Here is a 25,715-nt window from a genome sequence, read left to right as displayed (position 1 = left end):
GGCGCCCGTAGCCGGGCGCCGCTGCCCGGCCCGTGGCGGGTGGGGCCACCCGCTGCGGAGATAATCGGCAGCATGCCCGACGACGATCCGGCCGCCCAGGCCACCGCCCCCGCACAGCAGCTCGTGCGGCAGCCCAGCCGCCGACCGCAGCCGCGACCGCAGCATCCCCCCGTCCGAGGCCGCCTCGCCACGGCCCTCGCGGCGGCGGCTCCGGCCCTCGGGGCGTACGCGGCCGTGCGTCTGATCGGTCTCGTCGTCTTCGCCGCCGCCGCGGCAGGCGCCGACAAGAGCGCCTTCCACCTCCTCGCCGAGCGCTGGGACTCTGTCTGGTACCAGCGGATCGCCGAGAACGGCTACGGCTACACCGTTACCCTCCCGAACGGCGACATCCACTCCGACCTGGCCTTCTTCCCCCTGCTGCCCGCTCTGGAACGCGGCATCGCCGAGCTGACCCCGCTCTCCCTCGCGGGCGCCGGACTGCTGGTCGCCTGGGTCGCCGCGCTCTTCGCCGCCTGGGGGATCTACGCCGTCGGGGCGCATCTGTACGGGCGTCGGGCAGGGGTGGTGCTGGCCGCGCTGTGGGGTGTGTACCCGACGGCGTTCGTCCAGTCGATGGCGTACACCGAAACACTGTTCACCGCGTTCGCCGCCTGGGCGCTCTACGCCGTACTGACCCGGCGCTGGATCGTGGCGGGCGCCCTGTGCGTACTCGCCGGGCTGACCAGGCCCTCCGCGGCTGCGCTCATCGCCGCCCTCGCGATCACCGCCGCGGTCACGCTCGTACGGGAGTACCGGGCCGGCCGGACGGACGGCATCGTCCGCCGCAACGCACGGATGCTGACCGGTACCGCACTCGCGCCGCTGGGCTGGCTCGCGTACGTGGTGTTCGTCGCCGTACGGGAGGGCAGCCCGTTCGCGTACTTCGACGTCCAGGCACAGTGGGGCAACAGCATCGACGGAGGCGTGGCACTCGCCTCGTTCATCCTCGGGCTGCCGCTGCCCGGCGCGCTCGGGCTGTGCGCGGCGCTGGTGGGGCTGGGATGGGTGGTGTTCCTGTGCGTACGGCAGCGCCAGCCGCTCCCCGTACTCGCCTACTGCATCGCCGTCGTCGTCATCGCGCTGATCGGCTCCGGGTACTTCGGGTCCAGGCCGCGGCTGATGATGCCCGCGTTCCCGCTGCTCCTCCCGCCCGCCGTCGCGCTGTCGGGGCTGCGCACCACGGCCCGTACGGCGACGGTCGTCGCCGTGCTCGCGGTGGCGTCGGCGGCCTACGGGGCGTGGACGCTGCTCGGCTCCGGCCCGCCGTGAGCGCGAGCACGCCACCGGCACGGGGTGCAACGCGTTCCACATGGACCTGGTCAACGCGACCCTGCCGCCGGACCACACCACGCTTCTGTGCGTCCGCCCCGACCCGCTGGGGGCCGGCGTGAGCATCCTCTCCAACGCGCGCGAGGCCGTATCGCGCCTGACGCCATCGAGTCGCGCTCTCCTGGCCGACGTGGTGTACCGCTACGGAGGCTTCTTCGACCTGTCCGACGTCGGCGAGGAGTACACGCCGTTCCCTGTCCTGGACGGGGAGCCCGAGGACCGCGGGTTCGTGCGGTTCACCGCCAAGATGCTCGCCGAGTCCGGCCTCGACGAGGAGCACGCCCAGGCGGCCAAGGAACTCGCGGATCAGATGGTCGCCGACCAGGTCTCCTGCACGCTCCAGCGCGGCGACTTCCTGATCGTGAACCAGCACCGCTGGGTCCACGGCCGCGAGCTGCTCGGCGACGGCCAGCACGGTGTCACGCCCGAGAAACGCCGCCTGCTGCTCCAACTGTTTCTGCGCAGTGCGGGCGCCACGGGTCAGGCCGCCTCGTAGGTCGTGCCGGCGGGTGTCTGGCCGGGTCTCGCGGAGGTCCTAGATCCGCGAGTTGCGCAGCGACTGCCACACAGCGCCGGCCAGCGCCCGCGTCGACCGCGGGACCGACAGTCCCTCGTGCTCGCGGTACAGCTCCCAGTTGTATGGGACGAGCGACAGCTTGTTGGAGGACAGTGACCCCGCCTGGTGGGCCCTGTACACCGCAAGCGGCTCGGGAAGGCCCCGGGCGTCAGCGCCGTCGCGCATGATCGACAGCCACAGCGCGTAGTCCTGTCGCTTCCGCATCTCCGGCATCAGCCTCGTGCCCAGGACGTTGCGGTCGTACATGGCGGTCAGAGCACCGATGTGGTCCTGGACCAGCATCGCGCGGTAGTCCACGTGTTCCCGCGCGCGGACCACGCGCCCGTTCGGGATGAAGTCGGTGCTCTCGCCGTCGTAGTCGGCGTCCATCTTGAAGTACGAGGTGAACGTGAGAGGTGCACTACCCGCCGCCGCGAATTCGATCTGCCGCTCGGCCTTCTCCGGCAGCCACATGTCGTCACTGTCGAGGAAGGCGACGTAGTCCCCCCGGGCCCGCTCGATTGCGAGGTTGCGTGCCCGGCCGGCACCGCCCCGTTCGGGTGCCGATTCCGGCAGGACGCGCTTGTCCTGCCGGGCGAACTCCATGAGCAGGTCCATGGAGCCATCGGACGACTTGTCGTCGGTGATCAGCAGCTCCAGGTCGCTGTGGGTCTGCGTGAGCACCGACCGGATTGCTGGGCCGAGAGTGGCTGCCGAGTTGTACACGGGCATCACGACGGACACCAGGGGCACAGCGCTTCTCCTTGCTCAGCCAGGAACGACGGTCCATTCAAGCACTGCGATCGAGTAGGAGCTGCCATGCATGTTGTTGTCGCTGGTCAGGGCTATGTGGGGCTGCCGCCGGCCGTCCGCGCCGCAGAGGTGGGGCACCGTGTCGTCGGCTTCGACGTGGACCCGCATCGCGTCCAGCAGCTCGCCATTGGCGAGTCCTACGTGGAGGACGTGGCGTCCGCGCGGCTCCGCGCAGTGCTGGACTCCGGGGCCTACCGCGTGACCGCCGAAGCCGCCGCGCTGCCCCGGTTCGACATCGCGGTGATCACCGTGCCGACCCCGCTGCGGGACGGAGTGCCCACCTGACCTACGTCGAGTCGTGTGCCCACACGCTGGGCGAGCACTTGTGCCCCGGTGCGACCGTGGTCCTGGAGTCCACGACCTACCCCGGTACCACCGAGGAGGTGGTGTTACCGATCTGCCCGGTGCGTGAGGGCAGCCGGGCAGCCCACGCCTCAGCCCCGGCTCTCCTCGGTCTGGACGATCCGCACCCGCGCCCCCGGCCGCAGTCCCCACTTCTCCATCGCCCCGGCCTCCGACTCGATCACATGACGGGCCCGCAGCCGCGGCATCCCGAGCCGGCCCGGCTTCATCGTGTGGACGGCGACCACGTTGAACTTCCGGTCCAGGTACGCCACATCGATGGTGAACCGCATCCGGAAGGTGTGCACACTCCCGCACGGGGTGATCAGCAGGGCGCCGTCGATCCCGTCCTGCCCGAGCAGCCCGCGGCTCCTGGTCCAGTAGGTGGCCGCGATCCGCAGCGGTATCTCCGGCTCCTGCCCTCCCTGTGGATCGGTGACCGTCAACGTCCCATTCCCATTGCGCCATTGAGCCATGGCCAAGACGGTAGCGTCCGGTGACGGCCGCTGGGTCCACAACGGTGCGCAGTGGGCCCCAGGACCCATGACCCGTGCCCGGCACCCGCCTAGGGTCTCCTCCGTGTACGCCATGCTGACAGTGCTCGCCGCACTCTGGGGCGCAGCGGCCGGACTGCTGGTCCCGCGCGCCGCCTACCGGTTCTCCGTCGAACCGGAGGACACCTGGCGGGACACCTGCCCCGCGGGCCACGCCCTGACCGGTGCCGCCCGGGGCTGGCTCGGCTCCACCCGGTGCGCCATGTGCGCGGCGGCGGTGCCGGTCCCCACCGCTCCGGGCGCCGAGCCGGGAGACCGGAGTGACCGGGAGGACACCGCACAGTCCACGGCGCGCTACGCCCCCGGCGTCCTCGTCCCCGTCGTCACCGCGCTTGCCTGCGCCGCGCTCGCAGCGGCCACCGGACTCCGGCCCGAGCTCGCCGTCTGGCTGCTGCTGGCCCCCGTCGGCGTACTCCTCGCGACCATCGACCGCCGCGTCCACCGCCTGCCCGACCGGCTGACCCTGCCCGCCGCGGGGGCGGTCACCGTACTTCTGGGCGTTGCGGCGCTGCTCCCGGAGCACGGCGGAGCCTGGCTGTCCGCCCTGCTCGGCGGTGCGGCCCTCGGAGCCTTCTACTTCCTGCTCTTCCTCATCAACCCGAACGGAATGGGCTTCGGAGACGTCAAGCTCGCCCTGTCGCTGGGCGTGGCCCTCGGCTGGTACGGCTGGGCCGTGGTGTTCGCCGGGGGCTTCGCCGGGTTCCTGCTCGGTGCGGTGTACGGGTTCGGGCTGATGGTCCTGAAGAGGGCCGGGCGCAAGACCGGCATCCCGTTCGGACCTTTCATGATCACGGGTGCGCTGCTGGGCATACTGCTCGGCGGACTGGCCGCCTGACCGCTGCTCGGGCTGTCGGCCGCCCGCCCCGCCGTATTGAGGTCGCGCGGGCCACCGCCCGGCTGACACCATTCCCGTATGCCCACAGCGCCCGCAGAAGCAGCGGAACACGCACGGTTCGACGTCCTCGCTGCGGAGGCCGCCGCCGTCTCCGTCGACGGCTGGGACTTCTCCTGGCTCGACGGCCGGGCCACCGAGCAGCGCCCCACCTGGGGCTACGCCCGTGCCATGGCGGACCGGATGGGACGGGCCAGGGCCGCGCTCGACATCCAGACCGGCGGCGGCGAGGTCCTCGCCTCCGTGCCGAAGCTGCCGCCGCTCACCGTCGCCACCGAGTCCTGGCCGCCGAACGTCGCCCGCGCCACCGCACTCCTGCACCCGCTCGGTGCGGCCGTGGTCGCCGATGCGGACGAGCCGCCGCTGCCGTTCGGCGACAACGCCTTCGACCTGGTGGTCAGCCGGCATCCGGTGACCACCTGGTGGGAGGAGATCGCGCGGGTGCTCACCCCCGGGGGCACGTACTTCTCGCAACAGGTCGGCCCGGCGAGCGTCTTCGAACTCGTCGAGTACTTCCTCGGCCCGCAGCCGCCCGAGGTGCGCGGCGCCCGCGACCCGGAGAAGGCACGGGCCGAAGCCGAGGCGGCCGGGCTCGACGTCGTCGATCTGCGGATGGAGACGCTGCGTACCGAATTCTTCGACATCGGGGCCGTCGTCTACTTCCTGCGGAAAGTGATCTGGATGGTGCCGGGCTTCACCGTCGAGGAGTACCGGCCGAAACTGGCCGCGCTGCACCACCGGATCGAGACCGAGGGGCCGTTCGTGGCCCACACCACCCGATTCCTGATCGAGGCCCGCAAGACCGAGGAGGGCAAACCGGAGTAGGCCGTGCCGCCTGCTTTCGCCCGGAGGGTGCGACCCTGGACGGTGAGCGCATGGGAGGGAACCGGCCATGAGGGTGGGGAACGAAGGGGAAGCACCGCGTGTCCCGCGGCAGGGGAAGGCCGACTGGCTCAGAGGCGCACGGATCGTCGGAGTGCTCGGAGTCTTCTACCGGCCGGAGGGGCGGATGGGGGAGCCGGAAGCCGTCGAATTCCTGCTGGCCGACGGCCAGTCGGTGCTTCTGACCTGCGCCTCCGACCGGACATTGCATGTCGGCCCCGGTGCCTGGCCGAGGCTGCCCGACTGGTGCGTACCGTCGGGACAGTGGGAGTTCGCCGCAATGTCGAACCTGCCGCAGCCGCCCGACGGCGGCTGGACCGTCACCCGCACCGAGGAGCGCAGGGACGAGAAGGGCGAGGTGCACGAGGCCGTCATCCGGTGCGAGGGCGGACGCTTCGTGGTCGTCGGCGGCGACACCGTGTCGATCCGCTTCACCCGCGGCCACCGGGGCGCACCGGCGAGGGGCTGATTCGCCGCTTTCCAGCCTGTCCGGCGTTTGAGGACAGGCTGGCGACCGGACGGGCCCGGTGAACCAACGCTGTCACCGCACCGGCCGCGACGGCAGGCGCTACGCGTGCGGGCCCACCGTCACCTTCCCCACCGTCAGTTCCGGCGTGCCCTCAAGCACTTCGCCGACTCGCGCCACTTGCTCCTCCAGCCCCCGCAGCTGCCCGGCCGTGAGCGGTGACAGCGGCTCCACCGTCACGGCGATCCGCCGGCCCGACCGGCGCTGGTGCCACACCCCGGCCACGGTCCCGTCGATCAGCAGCACCGGGAAGTTCCCCGCCTGACCACCCGCCAGCGCACGGGTGTACGCCACCCCGGGGAAGAGCTTCTCGCGCGGCTGGGACGCGATGAGATACGCGTCGAAGTAGGGGAGCAGCCGCACCCCGCGCACCGGCTCCACCAAAAACGCCGTGTCGCCCGCCACCAGCCAGGCCGGCTCCCCCTCGTACGCCACCTCCTCGATCTCCCCGCGCGCGGCCATCCCCGCGAACAGCTCCGCCGCCCAACGCTGCGGCGCCGCGAGCCACTTCGCGAAGTGCTGGGGCGTGGCCGGACCGTACGCGTACAGATAGCGGCGTACGAGACGGGCGAGCGCCTCGGGACCGTCGAGCGGGACGGCGTCCGGGCGGGTGTAGGTGACCTTGCGGCCGCGACCGGGCGCGAAGCACAGCGCGCCGCGGTGACCCGCAAGATGCATTACCTGCCGCCAGCGCGGCCACATGTCCTGGAACGCGGGCATCACCCGGTCCCCGGCCCATGCCCCGGCACGTTCCACCACCGCATCCGAGAGCTCGTCGACGGTCAGCTCGGCCCCGGTCAGCGCGTCCGCGATCGCGGCGAGCACGGCCTCGGTCTGCTCCGGCGTCATCCGGACATCCTCGGGGAACGGATTGCGTCCGGCCGGTACGGCGGACAACGCGCCGGTCCACATGGGAAGTTCGGCCATCGGCAGCAGATGGACGGTGCCGCGCGGCCCGTGCGTCTTGACCAGGGTGCGCTCGGTCCACAGCGCCTCGCGCACATCGGTACGGGTCGCGCCTGCCGTCCGCAGCCCGACGGAGAGCTCGGCGGCCGACAGCACCTGGGCGTGCGCGGCCGGCAGTGCGCCGACCGCATCGGCCGGGGTGAGGTGCACCGGAGCGGCGAGCCCCTGGCGTTCCATCCGGCGCGCGTTCGCCCCGGTCCAGGTCACGGTCGCGGTTCGTGTCGTCATGATGCGGAAACTAGCGGCCCATCAGGTCAGGGCCTGTCCCATACTCGGCCCATGACCTCTGCGAGACGTACAGCCAGGACTCTCGCCACCGCGTCGGTGCTCCTCCTGGCGCCCGCCCTCGCCGGCTGCGGCACGGAGCGGGCCGGGGCCGCCGGACCCGGTGCGGGATACCGCCCTCCGGCCGTGGCGCCTCCCCCTACGTCGAACCGGACGCCGGCGACGGCGCGCCGCACTATCGGGAGAACCACGCCTTCCGGTCCACCGCCGAGCTGTCCCCGGACGACCGGGCCAAGGGTGCTGCCGAAGTGAAGAAGGTCGAGGCGGGCCTGGCCGGCATCGCGGAGGGCCGCAGGACCACCGAGTCCCAGCTCCATGAGGCACTCGCCGGTCTGGGAAACGGCCCCGAGGCCATCTCCACCGGCACCTTCGGTCCCCACCGCAACACGTTCGTGGTCGACCTCGGCCCGATCTGTGTGGAGGGGGCCCCGGACGGCATGGTCAACGGGCCCGTCAAGGCCGAGGCCCACGGCCGCTACCTCGAAGGAACCGGCTGCGTAAAGCCGGTCGGCGGCCACCGAGGCCCCACCGGATGCCGTGCTCGCACCGGAGTCCGGCGAATCCGGAGAGTAATTGTGGAGTGGCGTGGCACGCAGCATCACTTACGAAGGGTTATGGTGGAAACCCCCCCTCGGGCCGGTCCGTATCCCCCCCCCACGGACCGGCCCGTTTTTTTGTGGGCCCGCTGTGCGCACCGTGTGGCGGCCGCGTGCCGACTGCGTGCCGGCCCCGCGAAGGCCGCCCCCGGTCAGCTCCGTCCGGCCCAGATGTTGGTGCCCGCGGTGTCCACGGCGAAGGTGTCGATCTCCTTCAACTCCTCGGCGGACAGCGGCGCCCCGGCAAGCGCCGCGACGTTCTCCTCCAGCTGCTTCACGCTCGAAGCGCCGATCAGCGCCGACGTCATGCGGCTGTCCCGCAGCACCCAGTCGAGTGCCAGCTGGGCGAGTGACTGCCCGCGCCGCCGGGCGATGTCGTTCAGCCCGTTCAGCCGGCGCAGCACCTCGTCGGAGAGCAGGCCCGGGTCCAGGGACTTGCCCTGGGTGGCGCGCGAGCCCGCCGGGATGCCTGTCAGGTACTTGTTCGTGAGCAGGCCCTGGGCGAGCGGCACGAAGGAGATGCAGCCCATGCCGGCCGTCTCCAGGGTGTCGAGCAGCCCGTCGTCCTCGATCCAGCGGTTGATCATCGAGTAGGACGGCTGGTGGATCAGTGCCGGTACACCCATCTCCCTGAGCAGCCGGGCCGCCTCGGCGGTCTGCTCCGCGTTGTACGAGGACACACCCACGTACAGCGCCTTGCCCTGCTGTACGGCGGAGGCCAGCGCCCCCATCGTCTCCTCCAGCGGAGTGTCCGGGTCGAAGCGGTGGGAGTAGAAGATGTCGACGTAGTCGAGCCCCATCCGCTTCAGCGAGGCGTCGAGCGACGACAGCAGGTACTTGCGGGAGCCCCACTCGCCGTACGGGCCGGGGTGCATGTCGTAGCCGGCCTTGGTGGAGATGATCAGCTCGTCCCGGTACGGGGCGAAGTCCTGCCGGAACATCTTGCCGAAATTGAGCTCGGCGGAGCCGGGCGGCGGCCCGTAGTTGTTGGCCAGATCGAAGTGGGTCACCCCGAGATCGAAGGCGCGGCGCAGGATCGCCCGCTGGGAGTCCAGCGTGCGGTCGTCGCCGAAGTTGTGCCAGAGCCCGAGAGAGATGGCCGGGAGCTTGAGACCGCTGCGGCCGGTGCGGCGGTATTCCATGGAGTCGTAGCGCGAACCGGCGGCCCGGTAGAAGAAAGGAGAATCAGTCACGTTTCTCTCCTTATCACGGACTTGTGACAGGCCGGGTTGGGCCGGTGCGCCGCCTGCGCAGTAATGTGGCGGCTTCGGGGACTGCCACGGCACGGCGGGGCGACGGACTCTGCGGACTAGTGCGGCGATCCCCAGGGGGACGACCCCGGACCCCGGGCAATGGGGCGGGCGGGCCCGCACAGAACCGAGAGGTGAACTCAGTGAACTTGCGCGACCTGGTGTACGGGCTCTACGCGCGCCGGGTGGAGGCCCGCCTCGACCACACCCAGGTGCCCAAGCACATCGGCGTCATCCTCGACGGCAACCGGCGCTGGGCGAAGGCGTCCGGCGGCACGGCCGCGCAGGGGCACCAGGCCGGCGCGGACAAGATCCAGGAGCTGCTCGGCTGGTGCAGTGAGACCGATGTGGAAGTCGTCACACTCTGGCTGCTCTCCACGGACAACTTCGACCGGCCCGAATCCGAGCTGACGCCGCTCCTCGGCATCATCGAGAACACCGTGCGCGACCTCGCGGCGGACGGGCGCTGGCGGGTCCACCACGTCGGCACGCTCGATCTGCTGCCCGCCCACACCCAGACCGTGCTCAAGGAGGCCGAGCAGGCCACGGCCGGCATCGACGGGATACTGGTCAATGTCGCCGTCGGCTACGGCGGGCGCCAGGAGATCGCGGACGCGGTCCGCTCGCTGCTGCTGGACCACTCCGCCAAGGGGACGTCCTTCGAGGACCTGGCGGAGATCGTCTCCACCGACCTGATCTCCGAGCACCTCTACACCCGGGGCCAGCCCGACCCGGACCTGGTGATCCGTACCAGCGGCGAGCAGCGGCTGTCCGGTTTCATGCTCTGGCAGAGCGCGCACTCCGAGTACTACTTCTGCGAGGTCTTCTGGCCGGCGTTCCGCCGCGTCGACTTCCTGCGAGCCCTGCGCGACTACGCAGCCCGCCACCGCCGCTACGGCGGCTGACACCGCCGCCCTACAGGGCTCCCGTCCCCCGGAGAGGGCGACGTCCCCGGCGGCACCGGGTTCCCGTCGGCGGTCGCCGGACGGGCTTGAGCGGTGCCGTGCACCGTTTCGCTTTCCAGCCCGTCCGGCGTTCGAGGACGGAGCCATTCGGGTGGTGTGCCCGAACCCACAGGCCCGGGCCACTGCTCCCGTCTCACCGCCCGCCCCAGGGCGGCATGGCTTCGCGTGTTCGAGGGAATACCCCTGACAGGTCGATGTCCGGTCACCAACCAGGCGGACGTCGTGTCCAAGTGAGCGGCATGGAGTCCGCTCGCCCGGGAGGCCTCTTGCACACGAAGGACCGTACATACAGTGCGGCCGACGCGGAGGGCCGGCGCTCGGCCCGTGCATCGGGGCCGCAGCCCGGTCCGTCCTCTCCCATTGGGATGCTCCGCGACGCCGTCGCACCCCAACCTCGTCCGAGGGGGTACGTCCTTCCGTGGTGACCAGCACAAAGCGCCGCATGTCCGACAGGCGCACCTATGTTCTCGACACCAGCGTCCTGCTGGCCGATCCGAACGCCATGGCCCGGTTCGACGAGCACGAAGTCGTGCTCCCGATCGTCGTGGTCACGGAACTGGAGGCCAAACGGCACCACCCGGAGCTGGGGTACTTCGCCCGGCAGGCCCTGCGCCTGCTGGACGACTTCCGGACCCGGTACGGCCGGCTGGACGCCCCGATCCCGCTCGGGGATCTGGGCGGGACGCTGCGCGTCGAACTCAACCATTCCGACCCCGGCGTACTGCCCGCCGGCTACCGGTTGGGGGACAACGACTCACGGATCCTCGCGGTCGCGCGCAACCTCCAGGCCGAGGGGTACGACGTCACGGTCGTCTCCAAGGACCTGCCGCTGCGTATCAAGGCATCCTCGGTCGGCCTCCTCGCCGAGGAGTACCGTGCCGAACTCGCCATCACCGACTCCGGCTGGACGGGAATGTCGGAACTGTCCCTCGCCGCCGAGCAGGTGGATCTGCTCTACGGGGAGGAGACGCTGTACGTACCCGAAGCCGCCGAACTGCCCGTGCACACCGGACTGGTCCTCCAGTCCGAGCGCGGCAAGGCGCTCGGCCGGGTCACCGCCGAGGGAAATGTGCGCCTGGTGCGCGGCGACCGGGAGGTCTTCGGCATCCACGGCCGCAGTGCCGAGCAGCGCATCGCGCTCGATCTGCTCCTCGACCAGGACGTCGGCATCGTGTCGCTGGGCGGCAGGGCCGGCACCGGAAAGTCGGCGCTGGCGCTCTGTGCCGGTCTCGAAGCCGTCCTGGAGCGCAGGCAGCACCAGAAGGTGATGGTCTTCCGCCCGTTGTACGCGGTCGGCGGGCAGGAACTGGGCTATCTCCCCGGCACCGAGGCCGAGAAGATGAGTCCCTGGGCGCAGGCCGTCTTCGACACGCTCTCGGCGGTCGCCGGACGCGAGGTGATCGAGGAGGTGCTGGGGCGCGGCATGCTGGAGATCCTGCCGCTCACCCACATCCGGGGCCGCTCGCTCCACGACGCCTTCGTGATCGTCGATGAGGCGCAGTCCCTCGAACGGAACGTACTGCTGACCGTGTTGTCCCGGATCGGGGCGAATTCCCGGGTGGTGCTCACACATGACGTGGCCCAGCGGGACAACCTCAGGGTCGGCCGGTACGACGGAGTCGTCGCCGTGGTCGAGAAACTGAAGGGCCATCCGCTCTTCGCGCATGTCACGCTCAGCCGCTCCGAGCGTTCGCGGATCGCCGCGCTGGTGACCGAAATGCTGGAGGAAGGCCAGATCTGATACGGGATGCGACAGTTGGTGCCGCCCGGCGAGCGAAGCAGCTTAGCCGGGCGGCACCGTGCTGCGGTGGCATTTGCGTAAAACACTTGCTCCGAACGAGGTGTGAGCTTTCACACGCAACAGAGAATTGCCTACCGGCGTGCCGTTCCGGCAGAGTCTTGCTTCCGTCAGGCCCCGCATACGGCACACCCGCACCTCCAGAGGTGCCACGCACCACACAACTCAACAATCGCCGTCCGTATGCCGCCCGCGAGCATCACGCGGCACTCCCCCAGGGGAGTTGCCCACCGGGCCCGTGCCTCCCGTGACCCAAGCAGTAGGGAGGCCAGTGCCAGGGGCACGATTGCGTCCGCGAGGTCACCTAAGCGGGCGATGCTGGAAGGACACCGTGTGAGCCGGATCTCGGTCCGGGGGTTCGCCGTGGCGTCAGCCACTGCCGTAACCACCGTTGGCGCCGTCGTAGGCGTTGCCTCGGGCAGCACTCCCGCTGTCGACGACAACAACTTCGAGGCGACCGCAGCCGACACCACGCTGCTCGCCGACATCCCCGCGGGCCAGCAGGCCCAGGTGCAGACCGCCTCGCTGACCCAGCAGGCCGACGCCCAGGCATCCGCGGCCGACGCGTCGGCGAAGAAGTCCGTGGAGGAAGCGGCCCGTATCCAGGCTGCCAAGGACGCCAAGTCGAAGAAGCAGGCGGCCGAGGACAAGCTGGAGAAGGAGCGCCAGGACAAGAAGGACGCGGCCGAGCGCGCCAGCCGTTCCGAGATCCGCAGCGCTTCCTCGTTCGCGCAGCAGGGCTCGTACACCGTGGCCGAAATCCAGGCGATCGCGCGGCAGATCGTTCCCGCCGACCAGTTCCAGTGCTTCAGCAACATCGTGAACGTCGAGTCGAGCTGGAACTACCGGGCGAGCAACCCGTCTTCCGGTGCCTACGGCCTCGTCCAGGCGCTGCCAGGCTCGAAGATGTCGAGTGCCGGAGCCGACTGGCAGACCAACCCGGCCACGCAGATCAAGTGGGGCCTCAGCTACATGAACGGCGCCAAGTACGGCAGCCCGTGCGGTGCCTGGGCCTTCTGGCAGGCCAACCACTGGTACTAGAACCTTCCGAGGTTCCGGTCTCAACCTCTCGAAGCCCCTCGCCGTCCTACGGTGAGGGGCTTCGCGCGTGTACGGTCGTTCCGGCCGGTTCGGCGGGGGAGCGGTGGGGAGAGAAAACGGGGGAAAGGGACGATCATGTCGAAGCTTCCGGGGTGGCTCGGCCGTCTGGGCGCCGAACTCACCGAACTGGGCGAGCGGCTGGAACAGCGCAGGGCCGAGGCCGAGGGCGAGGGGGGCGAGGCCGCGCCGATCGAGCCGCCGGAGACCGCCGCCGTACCCGCGGCTGCCGTACCCTCTGCCGTGCCTGCCGGAGCCGTACCGGCCGAGGCGGGCCGGCGTGGCGCCGTGGCCGACCGTGTACCGCCGCCTCCCGCGTACGCCCCCTCCGTGGCGGCCCGGCCCGATCCGGTCGCGGCGATCCCCTGGGGAATGCGCGTCGCGGCCGAGGCGTCCTGGCGGCTGCTCGTCCTGGCGGGCACGCTCTATGTGCTGATGAAGGTCATCAGCGCCGTGCAGCTGGTGGTTCTGGCCTTCGTCGCCGCGCTGCTCGTCACCGCGATGCTGCAGCCGACCGTCGCCCGGCTGAGGCGGTACGGTCTGCCGCGCGGACTGGCCACCGCGGTCACGGCGATCCTGGGCTTCGTCATCATCGGGCTGGTCGGCTGGTTCGTGGTCTGGCAGGTCATGGACAACATCGACACTCTCTCCGACAAGGTGCGGACGGGTATCGACGACCTGAAGAACTGGCTGCTCGACAGCCCCTTCCATGTCACCGAGCAGCAGATCAACGACGTCGCGAAGAACCTCAGCGACACCATCGGCACCAACACCGAACAGATCACCTCCGCCGGGCTGCAGGGCGTCACCGTGATGGTGGAGGTCCTCACCGGGATGCTGCTGGCCATGTTCTCGACGCTCTTCCTCCTGTACGACGGGAAGCGCATCTGGCACTGGGCGCTGAAGCTGGTGCCTGCACAGGCCCGGCCGGGTGTCGCGGGCGCCGGGCCGCGCGCCTGGCGGACCCTGACCGCCTACGTGCGGGGCACGGTCCTGGTGGCGCTGATCGACGCGATCTTCATCGGGCTCGGGATCTGGTTCCTCAAGGTGCCGATGGCGGTGCCGCTCGCCGTCTTCATCTTTCTCTTCGCCTTCATCCCGCTGGTCGGCGCGGTGATCTCCGGAGCGCTCGCAGTGGTCGTCGCGCTGGTCACCGAGGGCGTGTTCACCGCGCTCATGGTGCTGCTCGTGGTGCTCGCCGTGCAGCAGATCGAGGGCCATGTGCTGCAGCCGTTCATCCTGGGACGCGCGGTGCGGGTGCATCCCCTCGCCGTCGTCCTCTCGGTCGCCACGGGGGGCATGGTCGCGGGCATCGGCGGAGCGGTGGTCGCGGTGCCGCTGGTCGCGGTCACCAATACGGTGGTCGGCTATCTGCGGTCGTACGGGCAGGAGGAAGCCCTGCGGCACGCGCCGTCCCCGCGCGGGGCGACCGCGATCGACGTCGCCCCGACGCCCGCGCCGGGATCGCCGCCCGAGGACAGCGGCGGCACGAAAACCAAGTGAACAGAAGAAGGGCCCCGGGGACGGTCGGTCGTCCTCGGGGCCCTTCTCGTACAAGGGGTACTGCTGGTCCTACTCGGCGAGCACGGCCTCGGCATCGAGGGTCACGCCGACCGCCTGGATCACCGAGGCAATCTTGACGGCTTCCTGAATGGTCTCACGGTCCACGCCGGCCTTGCGCAGCACCTGCTCGTGGGAGTCCAGGCACTGGCCGCAGCCGTTGATCGCGGAGACGGCGAGCGACCACAGTTCGAAGTCGATCTTCTCCACGCCGGGCTTGCCGATGACGTTCATCCGCAGGCCCGCACGGAGCGTCCCGTACTCGGGGTCCGACAGCAGGTGCCGGGTCCGGTAGAAGACGTTGTTCATCGCCATGATCGCGGCGGCCGACTTCGCTGCGGTGTACGCCTCCGCGGAGAGGTTGGCCTTCGCCTCCGGCTCCAGCTCGCGCAGCACCTTCGGCGAGCGCGAGGCGATCGCGCAGGCGAGGACGGTGCCCCACAGCTGCTGCTGCGGAAGCTCGCTGTTCCCGATGACCGAACCGAGGTTCAGCTTCAGGTCCTTGGCGAAGTCCGGAACGGCGGCCTTCAGTTCGTCGAGTACCATGTCGCTGTCAGCTCACTCGCCCGAGAGGAGCGCGACCGGGTCGAGGGTGTTCTCGCCCTTGGTCCAGTTGCAGGGGCACAGCTCGTCGGTCTGCAGGGCGTCCAGGACCCGCAGGACCTCCTTGGGGTTACGGCCCACGGAACCGGCGGTCACCATCGTGAACTGGATCTCGTTGTTCTGGTCGACGATGAAGACGGCGCGCTGGGCGAAGCCGTCCTCACCCTCGATGCCGAGGTCACGCATGAGCTCGTGCTTCGAGTCGGCCATCATCGGGAAGGGCAGGTCGGTCAGGTCCGGGTGGTCCTTGCGCCAGGCGTGGTGCACGAACTCGGAGTCACCGGAGAAGCCGAGGATCTGGGCGTCACGGTCGGCGAACTCGTCGTTCAGCTTGCCGAAGGCGGCGATCTCGGTGGGGCACACGAAGGTGAAGTCCTTCGGCCACGCAAAGACGATCTTCCACTTGCCCTCGTAGGTCTTGTGGTTGATCTGCTCGAACTCCTTGCCGCTCTCCAGCGAGACACAAGCAGTCAGGTCGAACTCGGGGAACTTGTCACCGACAGTGAGCACGCGCTCTCCTTATAGCGTAGGAATTCCCTTTTACGGGAGTTCCTGAGGGTTGGACGATCTCCACCTTGGCACAGAGTGCATTGATAGCGGAAATAGCTACACTCGGTCGTGATGATCGGAGGTGCCTATCAGTGGTGCAGAGTAATCAGGGCAATCGGACCAAACAGCCCAGCCTGTCGCAGCTGCGCGCCTTCGCGGCCGTCGCCGAATATCTGCACTTCAGGGACGCCGCGGCAGCAATCGGGATGAGTCAGCCGGCGCTGTCCGGAGCCGTGTCGGCGCTGGAGGAGGCACTGGGTGTCCAGCTCATCGAGCGTACGACGCGCAAGGTACTGCTCTCGCCGGCCGGGGAGCGGCTCGCGGTCCGGGCCCGGGTGGTGCTGGAAGCCGTGGGTGAGCTGATGGAGGAGGCCGAGGCGGTCCGGGCGCCGTTCACCGGAGTGCTCAGGCTCGGCGTGATCCCGACCGTCGCGCCGTATCTGCTGCCGACCGTGCTGCGGCTGGTCCACGAGCGCTACCCGGAGCTGGACCTCCAGGTGCACGAGGAGCAGACCTCCTCGCTGCTGGAGGGGCTGGCCGCGGGAAGGCTGGATCTGCTGCTGCTCGCCGTGCCGCTCGGGGTGCCGGGAGTGGCCGAACTTCCGCTCTTCGACGAGGACTTCGTGCTGGTGATGGAGCGGGACCACTGGCTGGGCGGGCGCACCGACATTCCGCGCGAGTCCCTGCGCGAGCTGCCGCTGCTGCTGCTCGACGAGGGGCACTGCCTGCGCGACCAGGCGCTCGACATATGCAGGGAGGCGGGGCGTACGGAGGGTGCGCCGGTCACCACGACCGCGGCCGGGCTCTCCACGCTGGTGCAGCTGGTCGCCGGCGGGCTCGGGGTGACGCTGCTGCCGCGTACCGCGGTGACGGTCGAGACGGGGCGCAACGATGCGCTGGCCACCGGGTATTTCGCGGAACCCGCGCCGTCGCGGCGGGTGGCGCTGGGGATGCGGACGGGGGCGGCGCGGCGCGAGGAGTTCGAGGAATTCGCGGCGGCGCTGCGGGAGGCGATGAAGGCGCTGCCGGTACGGGTGACGGCGGGCAGGTAGGGCGCGGGAAAGGGGTACGGTCCCCTGTTGCGGGGACCGCACCCCTCGCGGCTACGGCGACGTCACTCCGTGCGCAGTCCGTTCGGACGCATCATGCGCCACAGCGGTGGCAGCGACACCAGGGTGACCAGCGCGATCAGCGCCGCGCCCGCCCCCGCCATCGGCAGGAACAGCCACCAGTCGGTCACCTTCTTGCCGATCATGCGGACCATCACGGCCCCCAGGCCGAGCCCCCCGGCGATCGCGACCGCCAGTCCGATGAGGACGGGAACGGCGGTCTGCCAGAGCACCGACCAGCCGAGCGTGGTCCGCCGGGTGCCGAAGGCGACCAGGACGGACAGCAGGCGCTTGCGCTCCCGCAACTGCTCCAGCTGCGAGACCAGCATCGCGGCGGCGATCAGCAGCAGCGTCGCGGTCCCGCCGACCTGGAGACCCCTCTGCACACTGGCGTACTGCCGGTCGCGGACCACCGAGTTCACGGCGGCGATGCGCATCCCCGGGTCGAGCTCGGCCGCCGTGTTCCGTACGTACTCGGAGACGTCCTCGACGCTCCGGTCCACCCGGATCTGCGCGTTGGTCTGGGCGTGCGGCAGGGTGGTCGGGTCGATCGCGCCGACCGTGGCCACGATGCCGAAGTGTTCCTGGCCCATCGGATCGAGGCGGGCCGGAACGGTCCGGGCGTCGGCGGGCAGGGTCCACAGCTTCGACTTCTCGCCGGGTTCCCCCACTATGTAGTTGAGCTCGACCGGCTTGCCCTTGCGGGCCGTCTGGTCCGTCCAGTCGGCCGTGTCCTTGTCCCGGGGGTGGACGACAAAGACATCGCCCTCCTTGCAGGAGCCGATCCGGGCGATCTCGCGCACGGTCGCGCAGTCGCCGACGGTCAGCGAGGTGGTGGGCTGGACGTCGTCGCCCTTGTACTTGCCGGGTTTGACGACGTACGTCTCGACCATCCCGATGACCCCGGTCACCCCCTCGGTGGCCCGGAACTTCTTGATGGTCCGCGTGGCCGCGTCGCCGGTGACGGTCTCGGAGTACGTGTAGAAGTGGGCCCGCGTCGGGTCCTGTCCCGTCATCCGGCTGAACTCGTCGCCCACCGCGGCGAACAGCATCTGCAGCGCCACGGCGCCCGCGACCGCGACCGTGATGCCGCTGACCGCGCGGGAGGCCGCGCCACTGCTCAGCTGGAGCCTGCGGGTGGCGAGCTGCCAGGGCACCGGACCGCCGTGCAACCGGTTCACGCACGCCTGGACCAGCCACGGCAGCAGCAGGGCGAGCCCGACGAGCACGAGCACGGCACCGCCCGCGATCGGATACGGGTTCACCTCGGTGTCCGCCTTGCCGGACAGCACGAGCACCGCCAGGCCCGCGACGGGAACCAGCAGGCGCCACCAGATCCGGCGCCTGCGGTTGCGGCCGCTGCGCACGACTCCGAGCGGTTCGATGACCACCGAACGCAGGGCGACCAGCGTGACCAGAACCGCCGCCACCGGAACCGCGACCACGATCAGCGCCGCCAGCCAGGTGTCGGGGACCAGGTCCGCCGGGAAGGCGCTGACGTCCCACACCTCGACGGAGCCCATGAAGCGACGCCCCACCAGGAAGAAGGCGAGGCCGGCCAGCAGTCCGAGCACCGCCCCGAAGAACGCCTCGCCGGCCGCGATCCGACGGGTCATCCGGATGTCCGCACCGACCAGACGCAGCGCGGCGAGCCTGCGGTCGCGCCGCTCGCCGCCGAACCGCACGGCCGTCGCGATGAAGATCGTGACCGGCATCAGCAGGACGACGCAGATCATGATGGTCAGCACGACGAGGATCGGCGACATGGGATCGGACGGGCCCGGGTCGCCGTAACCGGCGATCCGGTGGCCGCCGTTGGCGGGAGTCAGTGTGTCGCTGCCCGCGTAGTAGTACAGCTCTCCCGGAGCGATCAGGCCGGAGTCGGCGATCGTGCCGGTGATCCGGTACGGCAGCCGCTCCCTGAGGAGGCTGCCTTCCGAGGAATCGAGCAGCTTCTTCAGAGCGGGGGAGACCACCATCTCGTTCGCGCCGGGGAAGCGTGCGACACCCGGTGGGACGACCGGACGCGTACCGTCCGCACGCATCAGGTAGCCCCCGACGATCCGGCCGCGGTATTCGGTCTCCGTGTTGATCCGGAGCACCGAGGTGTCGGTCTTCTCGACCGGGGCATCGGGCGATTCGGAGATCTTGGTCTCGGAGCGGGCCTGGTCGCGCGCGGAACGGTGGTCGAGCAGATTCGGCACGGAGGCGGCGACCAGCAGCAGCGCCACGCCGAGGCCGACGCCGACGGCGGTCAGCAGGGTGCGGATCCAGCCCTCGCGCCCGCCGGACGCGGCGAACCGGACACCGAGGCCGAGGTCGCGCAGCAGGGCGGCGAGGCCGGTGGGTCCGGTGGCCCGGGGCGGCGCGTCGACCGGGGCGTTCTTGTGGTCGAGCAGAGTCATACCGCGTGCTCCAGGTCGCGTGCCCGGCCGTCGCGCACGGTGACGTCGCGGTCGGAGTAGGCGGCGACGCGGGCCTCGTGGGTCACCAGGACCACGGCGGCATTGGTGGACCGGGCCGCTTCGGTGAGCAGCTCCATGACCCGCTCGCCGTTGAGGGAGTCCAGGGCGCCGGTCGGCTCGTCGGCGAAGATCACCTTCGGCGACGCGGCCAGCGCACGGGCCACGGCGACGCGTTGGCCCTGGCCGCCGGAGACCTCGCCGGGGCGCTTGGCGCCGACGGTGTCGACCTCCAGACGCTCCAGCCAGTGGCGGGCGGTGCGTTCGGCGTCCTTGCGCTTCGTGCCGCTCAGGCGGAGCGGCAGGGCGACGTTCTCCACGCAGGTCAGCTCGGGGACGAGCTGGCCGAACTGGAAGACGAAGCCGAACTCGGTGCGGCGCAGGGCGCTGCGTTCGGCGTCGGACATCGCGGAGAGCTCGCGGCCCGCGTAGGTGATCGTGCCCTTGTCGGGGGTGACGATTCCGGCGAGGCAGTGCAGCAGGGTCGACTTGCCGGAGCCGGACGGGCCCAGCACGGCGACGACCTCGCCCGGGTGGATGGAGAACGAGGCGCCGTCGAGCGCGGGGGTCGATCCGTACGACTTGTACAGGTTGTCGGCGCTGAGCAGGGAGCCGGCGGGGTTCACGCGCGTACCTCCGCGGCGAGTCGGTCCAGCCGAGCGGCGGTCAGTTCCAGCCAGCGCAGATCGGCTTCGAGGTGGAAGAGCGCGTGGTCGCAGATCAGCTGATCGGCGAGGTCGCCCTGGCGCTTGCGGTCGGTGAGGATGCGCATGAGGCGCAGGTGTTCGGCGCGCTGGGTGTCCAGCAGGGCCTCGGCGCTCCGGCCGGTGAGCAGAGCCAGGACGACCTTGGTGTACAGCGTCGACTGGAGGTACGGCTCGGGCTTCTCCGGCTGCGCGAGCCAGGTGCCGACATCGGTGATGCCCGCCTCGGTGATGGCGTACCGCTTGCGCTCGGGGCCGCCGCCGCTCTCGACGCCGTCGACCTCGACGAGGCCGTTCTTGAGCAGCCGGGACATGGTCGAGTAGACCTGCCCGTAGTGCAGGGGGCGGTCGTGGCCGAACTTCTCGTCGAATGTCCGCTTGAGGTCGTAGCCGTGGCGGGGGCCGGACTCCAGGAGCCCGAGCAGGGTGTGGCCGATAGACATGCGGAGCACTGTACACGGTGTGTATACCTCGGGTGTATACCCGGGGTGCCGGACCGGGGAGGGCTCGCGCGCCCTTCCCGGTCCGCCCCTTCGCCCCCGGGTCTCAGTCGCCGGGCGGGCTCGGCCTCTCCTTCGGCGGACGCCCCCGGCGGGGGATCGGGCGGGCCGTGCCCGGCAGGCGGCCCGCCTCCGCCAGCGCCCTGCGCAGCAGGAACTCGATCTGGGCGTTCGCGCTGCGCAGCTCGTCGGAGGCCCAGCGGGCCAGCGCATCGTGCACCGCGGGATCCAGCCGCAGCAGCATCTGCTTGCGCTGCTGCGGCTGCCTGCGCCCGGGGGTCTCTTCCGTCACTGGTAAAGAGTGCCCGTATTGAGGACCGGCTGCGCGGCGCGGTCACCGCACAGCACCACCATCAGATTGCTGACCATGGCGGCCTTCCGCTCCGAGTCCAGCTCGACGATGTCCTGCTCGGCGATCCGGGTCAGCGCCATCTCGACCATGCCGACCGCACCCTCGACGATCTGCTGCCGGGCCGCGACCACCGCGCCGGCCTGCTGGCGCTGAAGCATCGCGGAGGCGATCTCGGGGGCGTACGCGAGGTGGCTGAAGCGAGATTCGATGATCCGCACGCCGGCGGCCTGCACCCGGGCGGTGAGCTCCACGGCCAGCTTCTCGGTGATCTCCTCCGCGTTGCCGCGCAGGGAGAGGCCGCCCTCCTCGTGGGCGTCGTACGGGTACTCGATCGCGATGTGGCGGACGGCCGCCTCGGTCTGGGTGGCGACGAATTCCAGGAAGTCGTCGACCTCGAAGAGCGCCTGCGCGGTGTCTTCGACCTTCCAGACGACGATCGCGGCGAGCTCGATCGGGTTGCCGTAGGCGTCGTTCACCTTCAGGACCGCGGTCTCGTGGTTGCGGACCCGGGTGGAGATCTTCCGGCTGCTGGTGAGCGGGTTGATCCAGCGCAGCCCGTCGGTACGGATCGTGCCGACGTACCGCCCGAAGAGCTGGATCACCCGCGCCTCGCCCGGTGCGACCATCTTCACACCCGTCATGCAGAAGAACGAGGCGATGACGAGCAGGACCCCGAGGATCAGGACCGGGACGCCCACGCCGTTGTTCCCGTTCGAGCCGACGACGCCGCCGACGATGGCGAGACCGATTCCGGCGATCACTCCGATCACGGTCAGCAGCAGGCCGAGGCCGCCGGGAATGCTGTGTGCCGTCACCTCCCTCACCTGCGGTTCGGGCATCTGAGGGGCGTCGGGCGTGAGATCGGCGGCCAGGGTGGCCACGGCGTGCGGATCGTGCTGGTCGGACATGGGGATCCCCCGTTTCGAAAGACCTGCGTGGTGCTAGCAATGTGATTACACATTATCTGGATTCGCAACCATGGGCACCTCTCGTGAGTCGGTTCCCTAGAGAGCGGGTGCTGATTGTCACGTCCGGAAAAGGCCGCATCGCTTGCTTTTTGTCCCAGCCGACAGTGTTAGCTGGCTGGGCTGAGCTGATCTGGTCGAGCAGAGAAACAGGAGCAACACAGCAATGGGTCGAGCGGATGCGCGACGAGCCCAGCGGCGCGGAGCGCGGCGGGCTGCGAAGAGCGGCGGCATACGCAGACTCTTCACCTGGCGGAAGATGCTGGGCACGTTCTTCGGGTTCTGCCTGCTGATCATGGGCGCCTTCGTGGCGCTCTATATGTATGTGGACATACCGAAGGCCAACGCCCTGGCCGAGCGGCAGAGCAACGTCTACCAGTACAGCGACGGCACCGTGCTGACCCGTACCGGTGACGGGGTCAACCGCCAGATCGTGGATCTCGCCGAGGTTCCCAAGGAGGTGCAGCACACCTTCGTCGCCGCCGAGAACAAGACGTTCTACAAGGACCAGGGCATCGACCTGAAGGGCACCGCTCGCGGCCTCCTCAACACGCTCTCCGGCAAGGGCAAGCAGGGTGGCTCGACCATCACCCAGCAGTACGTGAAGAACTACTACCTGACGCAGGACCCGACGGTCAGCCGCAAGCTCAAAGAGCTGGTGATCTCGCTCAAGGTCGACCAGAAGAAGGACAAGAACTTCATCCTCGCCGGGTACATCAACACCGCGTACTACGGACGCGGCGCGAGCGGGATCCAGGCCGCGGCGCAGGCCTACTACGGGGTCGACGCCAAGGACCTCAACGTCTCCCAGGGTGCCTATCTGGCCGCGCTGCTCCAGGCCCCCAGCCAGTACGACTGGGCGAGCGCGACGGACACCGGCAAGAAGCTCGTCAAGGAGCGCTGGGGCTACACGCTCGACAACATGGTCGAGATGCACTGGCTCGACAAGGCCGAGCGCGACAAGCTCACGTTCCCGTACCCGGACAAGCCCAAGCCCGCCAAGGGCATGGAGGGCCAGACCGGTTACCTCGTCGAGGCCGCCAACAAGGAGCTGGACAAGCAGGGCATCACGGAGGACGTGCGGCGGGCCGGCGGCTGGACCTTCACCCTCAACATCGACAAGAAGCGGCAGAAGCAGCTGGAGAAGGCGGTCGACCGGCAGCTGGAGTCCAAGCTGGACCGCAAGGGCAACAAGGTCGACGCGACCGTCCAGGCGGGTGCCACCTCCGTCGATCCGAAGACCGGAGCCGTTGTCGCGCTCTACGGCGGCGTGGACTACGTCAAGCACTACTACTCCAACGCCACACGTCGGGACTACCAGCCCGCCTCCACCTTCAAGCCGCTGGTGCTCGCCTCCGCGCTGGAGAACGAGTCGAAGACCCAGGACGGCGATCTGATCGGCGTCAACACCCGCTACGACGGCACCAGCAAGCGGCCGGTGGTGGGCAGCGACACCCCGTTCGCCCCGGAGAACGAGGACAACCAGAGCTACGGCGACGTCACCGTGCAGACCGCGATGAACAAGTCGATCAACTCGGTCTTCGCGCAGATGGTGGTCGACGTCGGCCCGCCCGAGGTGAAGAAGACCGCGCTGGCGCTCGGCGTACCGGACCAGAACTTCCCCGAGCGTCCCGCCGTCTCGCTGGGCACGATGAACGCCTCGACCTGGGACATGGCGGGCGCGTACGCCACGCTCGACAACCACGGCAAGAAGGTCACCCCGTTCATCGTGAAGTCCGCCAAGAACCGCGACCGGACATACGAACCGGTCAAGGGAATCGGCGACCAGGTGATCAGCCGTAAGTCCGCCGACACCGTGACCTCCGTCCTGAAGGGCGTCGTGGACAGTGGCTCCGGCCGGGCGGCCAACACCTCGGCCTACGAGGCGGCGGGCAAGACGGGCACCTCGGAGAACAACAAGGCCGCTCTGTTCGCGGGCTACACCCCGGAGCTCACCACGGTCGTGGCGCTCTTCGGCGAATCCCCCAAGGACGGCGGCGGCCAGGTCAGTCTGACCGGTACCGCCAACTCAGGCCGTGCCAACGGTGGCGGCTTCCCGGCGCAGATCTGGGCGGACTACACCCTCGGCGCGCTGGGCGGCGGCTCCAGTGCCCAGTTCGACCTGCAGGACGTCGAGCGCGGCGAGGCCACCGTACCGACGACCCCGTCGAACACCCCCTCGGCACCGGAGAGCCCGACGCAGCCCCCGTCCAAGGAACCGAGCCGGCCGGCGCAGAGCCCGAGCGACGGGCCCAGCCAGCCGGCCAGCCAGTCGCCGGAGCCGCCGCCGAGCCAGTCCCCGGAGCCGCCGCCGAGCCAGTCCCCGGGTCTTCCGGGCGAGGGAGGGGACCCCGGCCCGCCGGGCAACGGCAACAACGTCGTCGGCAACAACGTGGCGAAGAACCCGCCCGGACAGTGAGGACGTGAGGACATGAGTGAGGGGCGGTGCCGGCCGGTACCGCCCCTCACTCATGCGTCCGCGCACGACGGTGTCAGCCGCCGTTGACCTTCTTCGCGATCCGGTCGCCGAGGTCCTTGTCCACGTTGCGCCAGTACTGCAGCGCCCGCTCCAGGACCGGGGCGCTCACCCCGTCCAGCAGATGGCCGGAAATGTTCGACACCAGCCGATCACGCGCCGCGTCGTCCAGGACCTTGCGCACCATCGTGCCCGCCTGGCCCCAGTCGTCGTCCTCGCGGTGCAGCTTGTACGCCTCGTGCACCATCTCGCCCGCCGTGGCCCAGCCCGCCGGGTCGCCGTAGCGTTCGGTGTCCGCGGCCGGACCGCCGTACGAGTTCGGTGCGTAGACCGCTCCCGTACGAGCCGGCTCGTACCGCATCGGGCCGTCCTTCGCGTACGAGTTCCGGCCGAACCGCGGACGGTTCGGCGGCAGCTGCGCGTAGTTCGGGCCGATCCGGTACCGGTGGGTGTCCGGGTACGAGAAGAGCCGGCCGAGCAGCATCTTGTCGGGCGACGGACCGATGCCGGGCACCAGGTTCGACGGCTCGAAGGACGCCTGCTCGATGTGGACGAAGAAGTCCTCGGGGTTCTCGTTGAGCGTCATCCGGCCGACTTCGATCTCCGGGTAGTCGCCGTGCGGCCACACCTTCGTGAGGTCGAACGGGTTGAACCGGTAGTCCGGCGCATCGTCGAACGGCATGATCTGGACGTACAGCGTCCAGCTCGGGTGATCACCCCGCTTGATCGACTCGAACAGGTCGCGGCGGTGGATGTCGCCGTCGCTGCCCGCGATCTCGTCGGCCTCGGCCTGGGGGTAGAAGTCGATGCCCTGGTCGGTCTTGAAGCGGTACTTGACCCAGAACCTCTCGCCGCCCGCGTTCACCCACATATAGGTGTGCGAGCTGTAGCCGTTCATGTTGCGGTACGTCTTCGGGATGCCGCGGTCGCCCATCAGCCAGGTGACCATGTGCGCGGACTCGGGGGAGAGGGTCCAGAAGTCCCACTGCATGTCGTGGTCACGCAGGGCACTCTCCGGGCGGCGCTTCTGCGAGCGGATGAAGTCCTGGAACTTCATCGGGTCGCGCACGAAGAAGATCGGCGTGTTGTTGCCGACCATGTCGTAGTTGCCGTGCTCCGTGTAGAACTTCAGGGCGAACCCACGAGGGTCGCGCCAGGTGTCGGGAGAGCCCTGTTCACCGGCGACCGTGGAGAAGCGGGCGAGCATGGCGGTCTGCTTGCCCGGCTGGAAGAGGTCGGCCTTGGTGAACTGGCTGACGTCGCTGGTCACCTTGAAAATGCCGTAGGCACCGGAGCCCTTGGCGTGGACCACTCGCTCGGGGACCCGTTCCCGGTTGAACTGGGCCATTTTCTCGATGAGGTAGTGGTCCTGGAGCAGGATCGGACCGTCGGATCCGACAGTGAGCGAGTGTTCATCGCTCTCCACCGGGATTCCGGCGTTGTTCGTGGTGTAGGGGGTGTTCCTGGTCTTCGATTCCTCAGGCACGAGCGTCCTCCCGTCGGTGGGGGTTTCGGTCAGGTCGTCTCGTTCACGACTGAAGTCA

Annotated in this window: 22 protein-coding genes and 2 pseudogenes; 12 read left to right on the top strand and 12 right to left on the bottom strand. The window is 69.7% G+C overall.

Going from position 1 to position 25,715, the window contains the following annotated elements:
* The first annotated feature begins 72 nt into the window (after window positions 1-72).
* Window positions 73-1,308, top strand: a complete 1,236-nt coding sequence (locus ACIPEK_RS12385; protein ID WP_401994680.1) for a hypothetical protein — start codon at window positions 73-75, stop codon at window positions 1,306-1,308.
* A gap of 31 nt (window positions 1,309-1,339) precedes the next feature.
* Window positions 1,340-1,864, top strand: a pseudogene (locus tag ACIPEK_RS12380) (TauD/TfdA family dioxygenase); the annotation flags it as partial.
* A gap of 39 nt (window positions 1,865-1,903) precedes the next feature.
* On the opposite strand, the gene ACIPEK_RS12375 reads toward ACIPEK_RS12380, so the two are convergent.
* Entirely contained in the window at window positions 1,904-2,677 is a 774-nt protein-coding gene (locus tag ACIPEK_RS12375) for a glycosyltransferase family 2 protein (RefSeq protein ID WP_401994188.1), read from the bottom strand.
* A gap of 66 nt (window positions 2,678-2,743) precedes the next feature.
* On the opposite strand from ACIPEK_RS12375, the pseudogene ACIPEK_RS12370 reads away from it, so the two are divergent.
* Window positions 2,744-3,153, top strand: a pseudogene (locus tag ACIPEK_RS12370) (nucleotide sugar dehydrogenase); the annotation flags it as partial.
* 18 nt (window positions 3,154-3,171) lie between these two features.
* On the opposite strand, the gene ACIPEK_RS12365 reads toward ACIPEK_RS12370, so the two are convergent.
* Complete coding sequence (locus tag ACIPEK_RS12365) at window positions 3,172-3,555, bottom strand: DUF192 domain-containing protein (RefSeq protein ID WP_401994185.1); 384 nt, start codon at window positions 3,553-3,555, stop codon at window positions 3,172-3,174.
* A gap of 103 nt (window positions 3,556-3,658) precedes the next feature.
* On the opposite strand from ACIPEK_RS12365, the gene ACIPEK_RS12360 reads away from it, so the two are divergent.
* The 3 genes from ACIPEK_RS12360 (at window position 3,659) to ACIPEK_RS12350 (ending at window position 5,876) form a co-directional block, all read left to right on the top strand.
* Entirely contained in the window at window positions 3,659-4,468 is an 810-nt protein-coding gene (locus ACIPEK_RS12360; protein ID WP_401994677.1) for a prepilin peptidase, read from the top strand.
* A 78-nt stretch (window positions 4,469-4,546) separates the two neighbouring features.
* The gene (locus ACIPEK_RS12355; RefSeq protein ID WP_401994182.1) at window positions 4,547-5,350 is read left to right on the top strand and encodes a class I SAM-dependent methyltransferase; all 804 of its coding nucleotides are present in this window, start codon (window positions 4,547-4,549) and stop codon (window positions 5,348-5,350) included.
* Window positions 5,351-5,417: 67 nt separating this feature from the next.
* Window positions 5,418-5,876 carry a hypothetical protein gene (locus tag ACIPEK_RS12350; RefSeq protein WP_401994179.1) on the top strand — a complete coding sequence of 153 codons (459 nt, stop codon included), beginning with the start codon at window positions 5,418-5,420 and terminating at the stop codon, window positions 5,874-5,876.
* 99 nt (window positions 5,877-5,975) lie between these two features.
* On the opposite strand, the gene ACIPEK_RS12345 is transcribed toward ACIPEK_RS12350, so the two are convergent.
* Both ACIPEK_RS12345 and mgrA read right to left on the bottom strand, forming a co-directional pair.
* Window positions 5,976-7,127: a winged helix DNA-binding domain-containing protein gene (locus ACIPEK_RS12345; protein WP_401994176.1), complete on the bottom strand. Its 1,152-nt coding sequence runs from the start codon at window positions 7,125-7,127 to the stop codon at window positions 5,976-5,978.
* An 805-nt stretch (window positions 7,128-7,932) separates the two neighbouring features.
* Window positions 7,933-8,973 (bottom strand): L-glyceraldehyde 3-phosphate reductase, encoded by a 1,041-nt coding sequence (gene mgrA, locus ACIPEK_RS12340; RefSeq protein ID WP_401994173.1) that lies wholly within the window; start codon window positions 8,971-8,973, stop codon window positions 7,933-7,935.
* Window positions 8,974-9,173: 200 nt separating this feature from the next.
* On the opposite strand from mgrA, the gene ACIPEK_RS12335 reads away from it, so the two are divergent.
* The 4 genes from ACIPEK_RS12335 (at window position 9,174) to ACIPEK_RS12320 (ending at window position 14,394) form a co-directional block, all read left to right on the top strand.
* Window positions 9,174-9,935, top strand: a complete 762-nt coding sequence (locus tag ACIPEK_RS12335; protein WP_327273203.1) for an isoprenyl transferase — start codon at window positions 9,174-9,176, stop codon at window positions 9,933-9,935.
* Window positions 9,936-10,413: 478 nt separating this feature from the next.
* Complete coding sequence (locus ACIPEK_RS12330; protein ID WP_401994169.1) at window positions 10,414-11,736, top strand: PhoH family protein; 1,323 nt, start codon at window positions 10,414-10,416, stop codon at window positions 11,734-11,736.
* Between the two features lie 390 nt (window positions 11,737-12,126).
* A complete protein-coding gene (locus ACIPEK_RS12325) occupies window positions 12,127-12,834 on the top strand; it encodes a transglycosylase SLT domain-containing protein (protein WP_401994166.1) in 708 nt (235 codons plus the stop codon).
* A gap of 135 nt (window positions 12,835-12,969) precedes the next feature.
* Window positions 12,970-14,394, top strand: a complete 1,425-nt coding sequence (locus ACIPEK_RS12320; protein ID WP_401994163.1) for an AI-2E family transporter — start codon at window positions 12,970-12,972, stop codon at window positions 14,392-14,394.
* A gap of 69 nt (window positions 14,395-14,463) precedes the next feature.
* Here ACIPEK_RS12320 and ACIPEK_RS12315 read toward each other — a convergent pair whose 3' ends face one another.
* On the bottom strand, window positions 14,464-14,997 hold the full coding sequence (locus ACIPEK_RS12315; RefSeq protein WP_401994160.1) for an alkyl hydroperoxide reductase: 534 nt from the start codon (window positions 14,995-14,997) through the stop codon (window positions 14,464-14,466).
* Window positions 14,998-15,009: 12 nt separating this feature from the next.
* Window positions 15,010-15,564, bottom strand: a complete 555-nt coding sequence (locus ACIPEK_RS12310; RefSeq protein WP_031083404.1) for a peroxiredoxin — start codon at window positions 15,562-15,564, stop codon at window positions 15,010-15,012.
* A 131-nt stretch (window positions 15,565-15,695) separates the two neighbouring features.
* Here ACIPEK_RS12310 and ACIPEK_RS12305 point away from each other — a divergent pair, with 131 nt between their 5' ends.
* Window positions 15,696-16,655, top strand: coding sequence for a hydrogen peroxide-inducible genes activator (locus ACIPEK_RS12305; protein WP_401994157.1), 960 nt, complete (start codon window positions 15,696-15,698; stop codon window positions 16,653-16,655).
* 62 nt (window positions 16,656-16,717) lie between these two features.
* On the opposite strand, the gene ACIPEK_RS12300 is transcribed toward ACIPEK_RS12305, so the two are convergent.
* The 5 genes from ACIPEK_RS12300 to ACIPEK_RS12280 all read right to left on the bottom strand — a co-directional run bounded on the left by ACIPEK_RS12300 (window position 16,718) and on the right by ACIPEK_RS12280 (window position 21,638).
* Window positions 16,718-19,117, bottom strand: a complete 2,400-nt coding sequence (locus tag ACIPEK_RS12300; RefSeq protein WP_401994155.1) for an FtsX-like permease family protein — start codon at window positions 19,115-19,117, stop codon at window positions 16,718-16,720.
* Window positions 19,114-19,800 (bottom strand): ABC transporter ATP-binding protein, encoded by a 687-nt coding sequence (locus tag ACIPEK_RS12295; protein ID WP_383850597.1) that lies wholly within the window; start codon window positions 19,798-19,800, stop codon window positions 19,114-19,116. The genes ACIPEK_RS12300 and ACIPEK_RS12295 overlap by 4 nt, the downstream gene beginning before the upstream one ends.
* A complete protein-coding gene (locus ACIPEK_RS12290; RefSeq protein WP_361442573.1) occupies window positions 19,797-20,321 on the bottom strand; it encodes a PadR family transcriptional regulator in 525 nt (174 codons plus the stop codon). The genes ACIPEK_RS12295 and ACIPEK_RS12290 overlap by 4 nt, the downstream gene beginning before the upstream one ends.
* 103 nt (window positions 20,322-20,424) lie before the next feature.
* Window positions 20,425-20,670: a hypothetical protein gene (locus ACIPEK_RS12285; RefSeq protein WP_401994151.1), complete on the bottom strand. Its 246-nt coding sequence runs from the start codon at window positions 20,668-20,670 to the stop codon at window positions 20,425-20,427.
* On the bottom strand, window positions 20,667-21,638 hold the full coding sequence (locus ACIPEK_RS12280) for an SPFH domain-containing protein (protein ID WP_401994148.1): 972 nt from the start codon (window positions 21,636-21,638) through the stop codon (window positions 20,667-20,669). Before ACIPEK_RS12280 ends, ACIPEK_RS12285 begins: the two co-directional genes overlap by 4 nt.
* Before the next feature lie 223 nt (window positions 21,639-21,861).
* On the opposite strand from ACIPEK_RS12280, the gene ACIPEK_RS12275 reads away from it, so the two are divergent.
* Entirely contained in the window at window positions 21,862-24,114 is a 2,253-nt protein-coding gene (locus ACIPEK_RS12275) for a transglycosylase domain-containing protein (protein WP_401994145.1), read from the top strand.
* 73 nt (window positions 24,115-24,187) lie between these two features.
* On the opposite strand, the gene ACIPEK_RS12270 is transcribed toward ACIPEK_RS12275, so the two are convergent.
* Window positions 24,188-25,657 carry a catalase gene (locus ACIPEK_RS12270; RefSeq protein WP_401994142.1) on the bottom strand — a complete coding sequence of 490 codons (1,470 nt, stop codon included), beginning with the start codon at window positions 25,655-25,657 and terminating at the stop codon, window positions 24,188-24,190.
* Between the last annotated feature and the right edge of the window lie 58 nt (window positions 25,658-25,715).

The organism is Streptomyces sp. NPDC088246, assembly GCF_044741025.1.
Classification (GTDB): domain Bacteria; phylum Actinomycetota; class Actinomycetes; order Streptomycetales; family Streptomycetaceae; genus Streptomyces.
The sequence above is the reverse complement of the archived record's forward strand: the minus strand, read 5'-3'. Positions and strand labels throughout refer to the sequence as shown.

Bases quoted from the DNA above. Each gene is read 5' to 3' on its own strand.
- ACIPEK_RS12385 (WP_401994680.1), top strand. From the start codon at position 73: ATGCCCGACGACGATCCGGCCGCCCAGGCCACCGCCCCCGCACAGCAG.
- ACIPEK_RS12365 (WP_401994185.1), bottom strand. From the start codon at position 3,555: ATGGCTCAATGGCGCAATGGGAATGGGACGTTGACGGTCACCGATCCA.
- ACIPEK_RS12355 (WP_401994182.1), top strand. From the start codon at position 4,547: ATGCCCACAGCGCCCGCAGAAGCAGCGGAACACGCACGGTTCGACGTC.
- ACIPEK_RS12350 (WP_401994179.1), top strand. From the start codon at position 5,418: ATGAGGGTGGGGAACGAAGGGGAAGCACCGCGTGTCCCGCGGCAGGGG.
- ACIPEK_RS12345 (WP_401994176.1), bottom strand. From the start codon at position 7,127: ATGACGACACGAACCGCGACCGTGACCTGGACCGGGGCGAACGCGCGC.
- ACIPEK_RS12320 (WP_401994163.1), top strand. From the start codon at position 12,970: ATGTCGAAGCTTCCGGGGTGGCTCGGCCGTCTGGGCGCCGAACTCACC.
- ACIPEK_RS12315 (WP_401994160.1), bottom strand. From the start codon at position 14,997: ATGGTACTCGACGAACTGAAGGCCGCCGTTCCGGACTTCGCCAAGGAC.
- ACIPEK_RS12300 (WP_401994155.1), bottom strand. From the start codon at position 19,117: ATGACTCTGCTCGACCACAAGAACGCCCCGGTCGACGCGCCGCCCCGG.
- ACIPEK_RS12290 (WP_361442573.1), bottom strand. From the start codon at position 20,321: ATGTCTATCGGCCACACCCTGCTCGGGCTCCTGGAGTCCGGCCCCCGC.
- ACIPEK_RS12280 (WP_401994148.1), bottom strand. From the start codon at position 21,638: ATGTCCGACCAGCACGATCCGCACGCCGTGGCCACCCTGGCCGCCGAT.
- ACIPEK_RS12275 (WP_401994145.1), top strand. From the start codon at position 21,862: ATGGGTCGAGCGGATGCGCGACGAGCCCAGCGGCGCGGAGCGCGGCGG.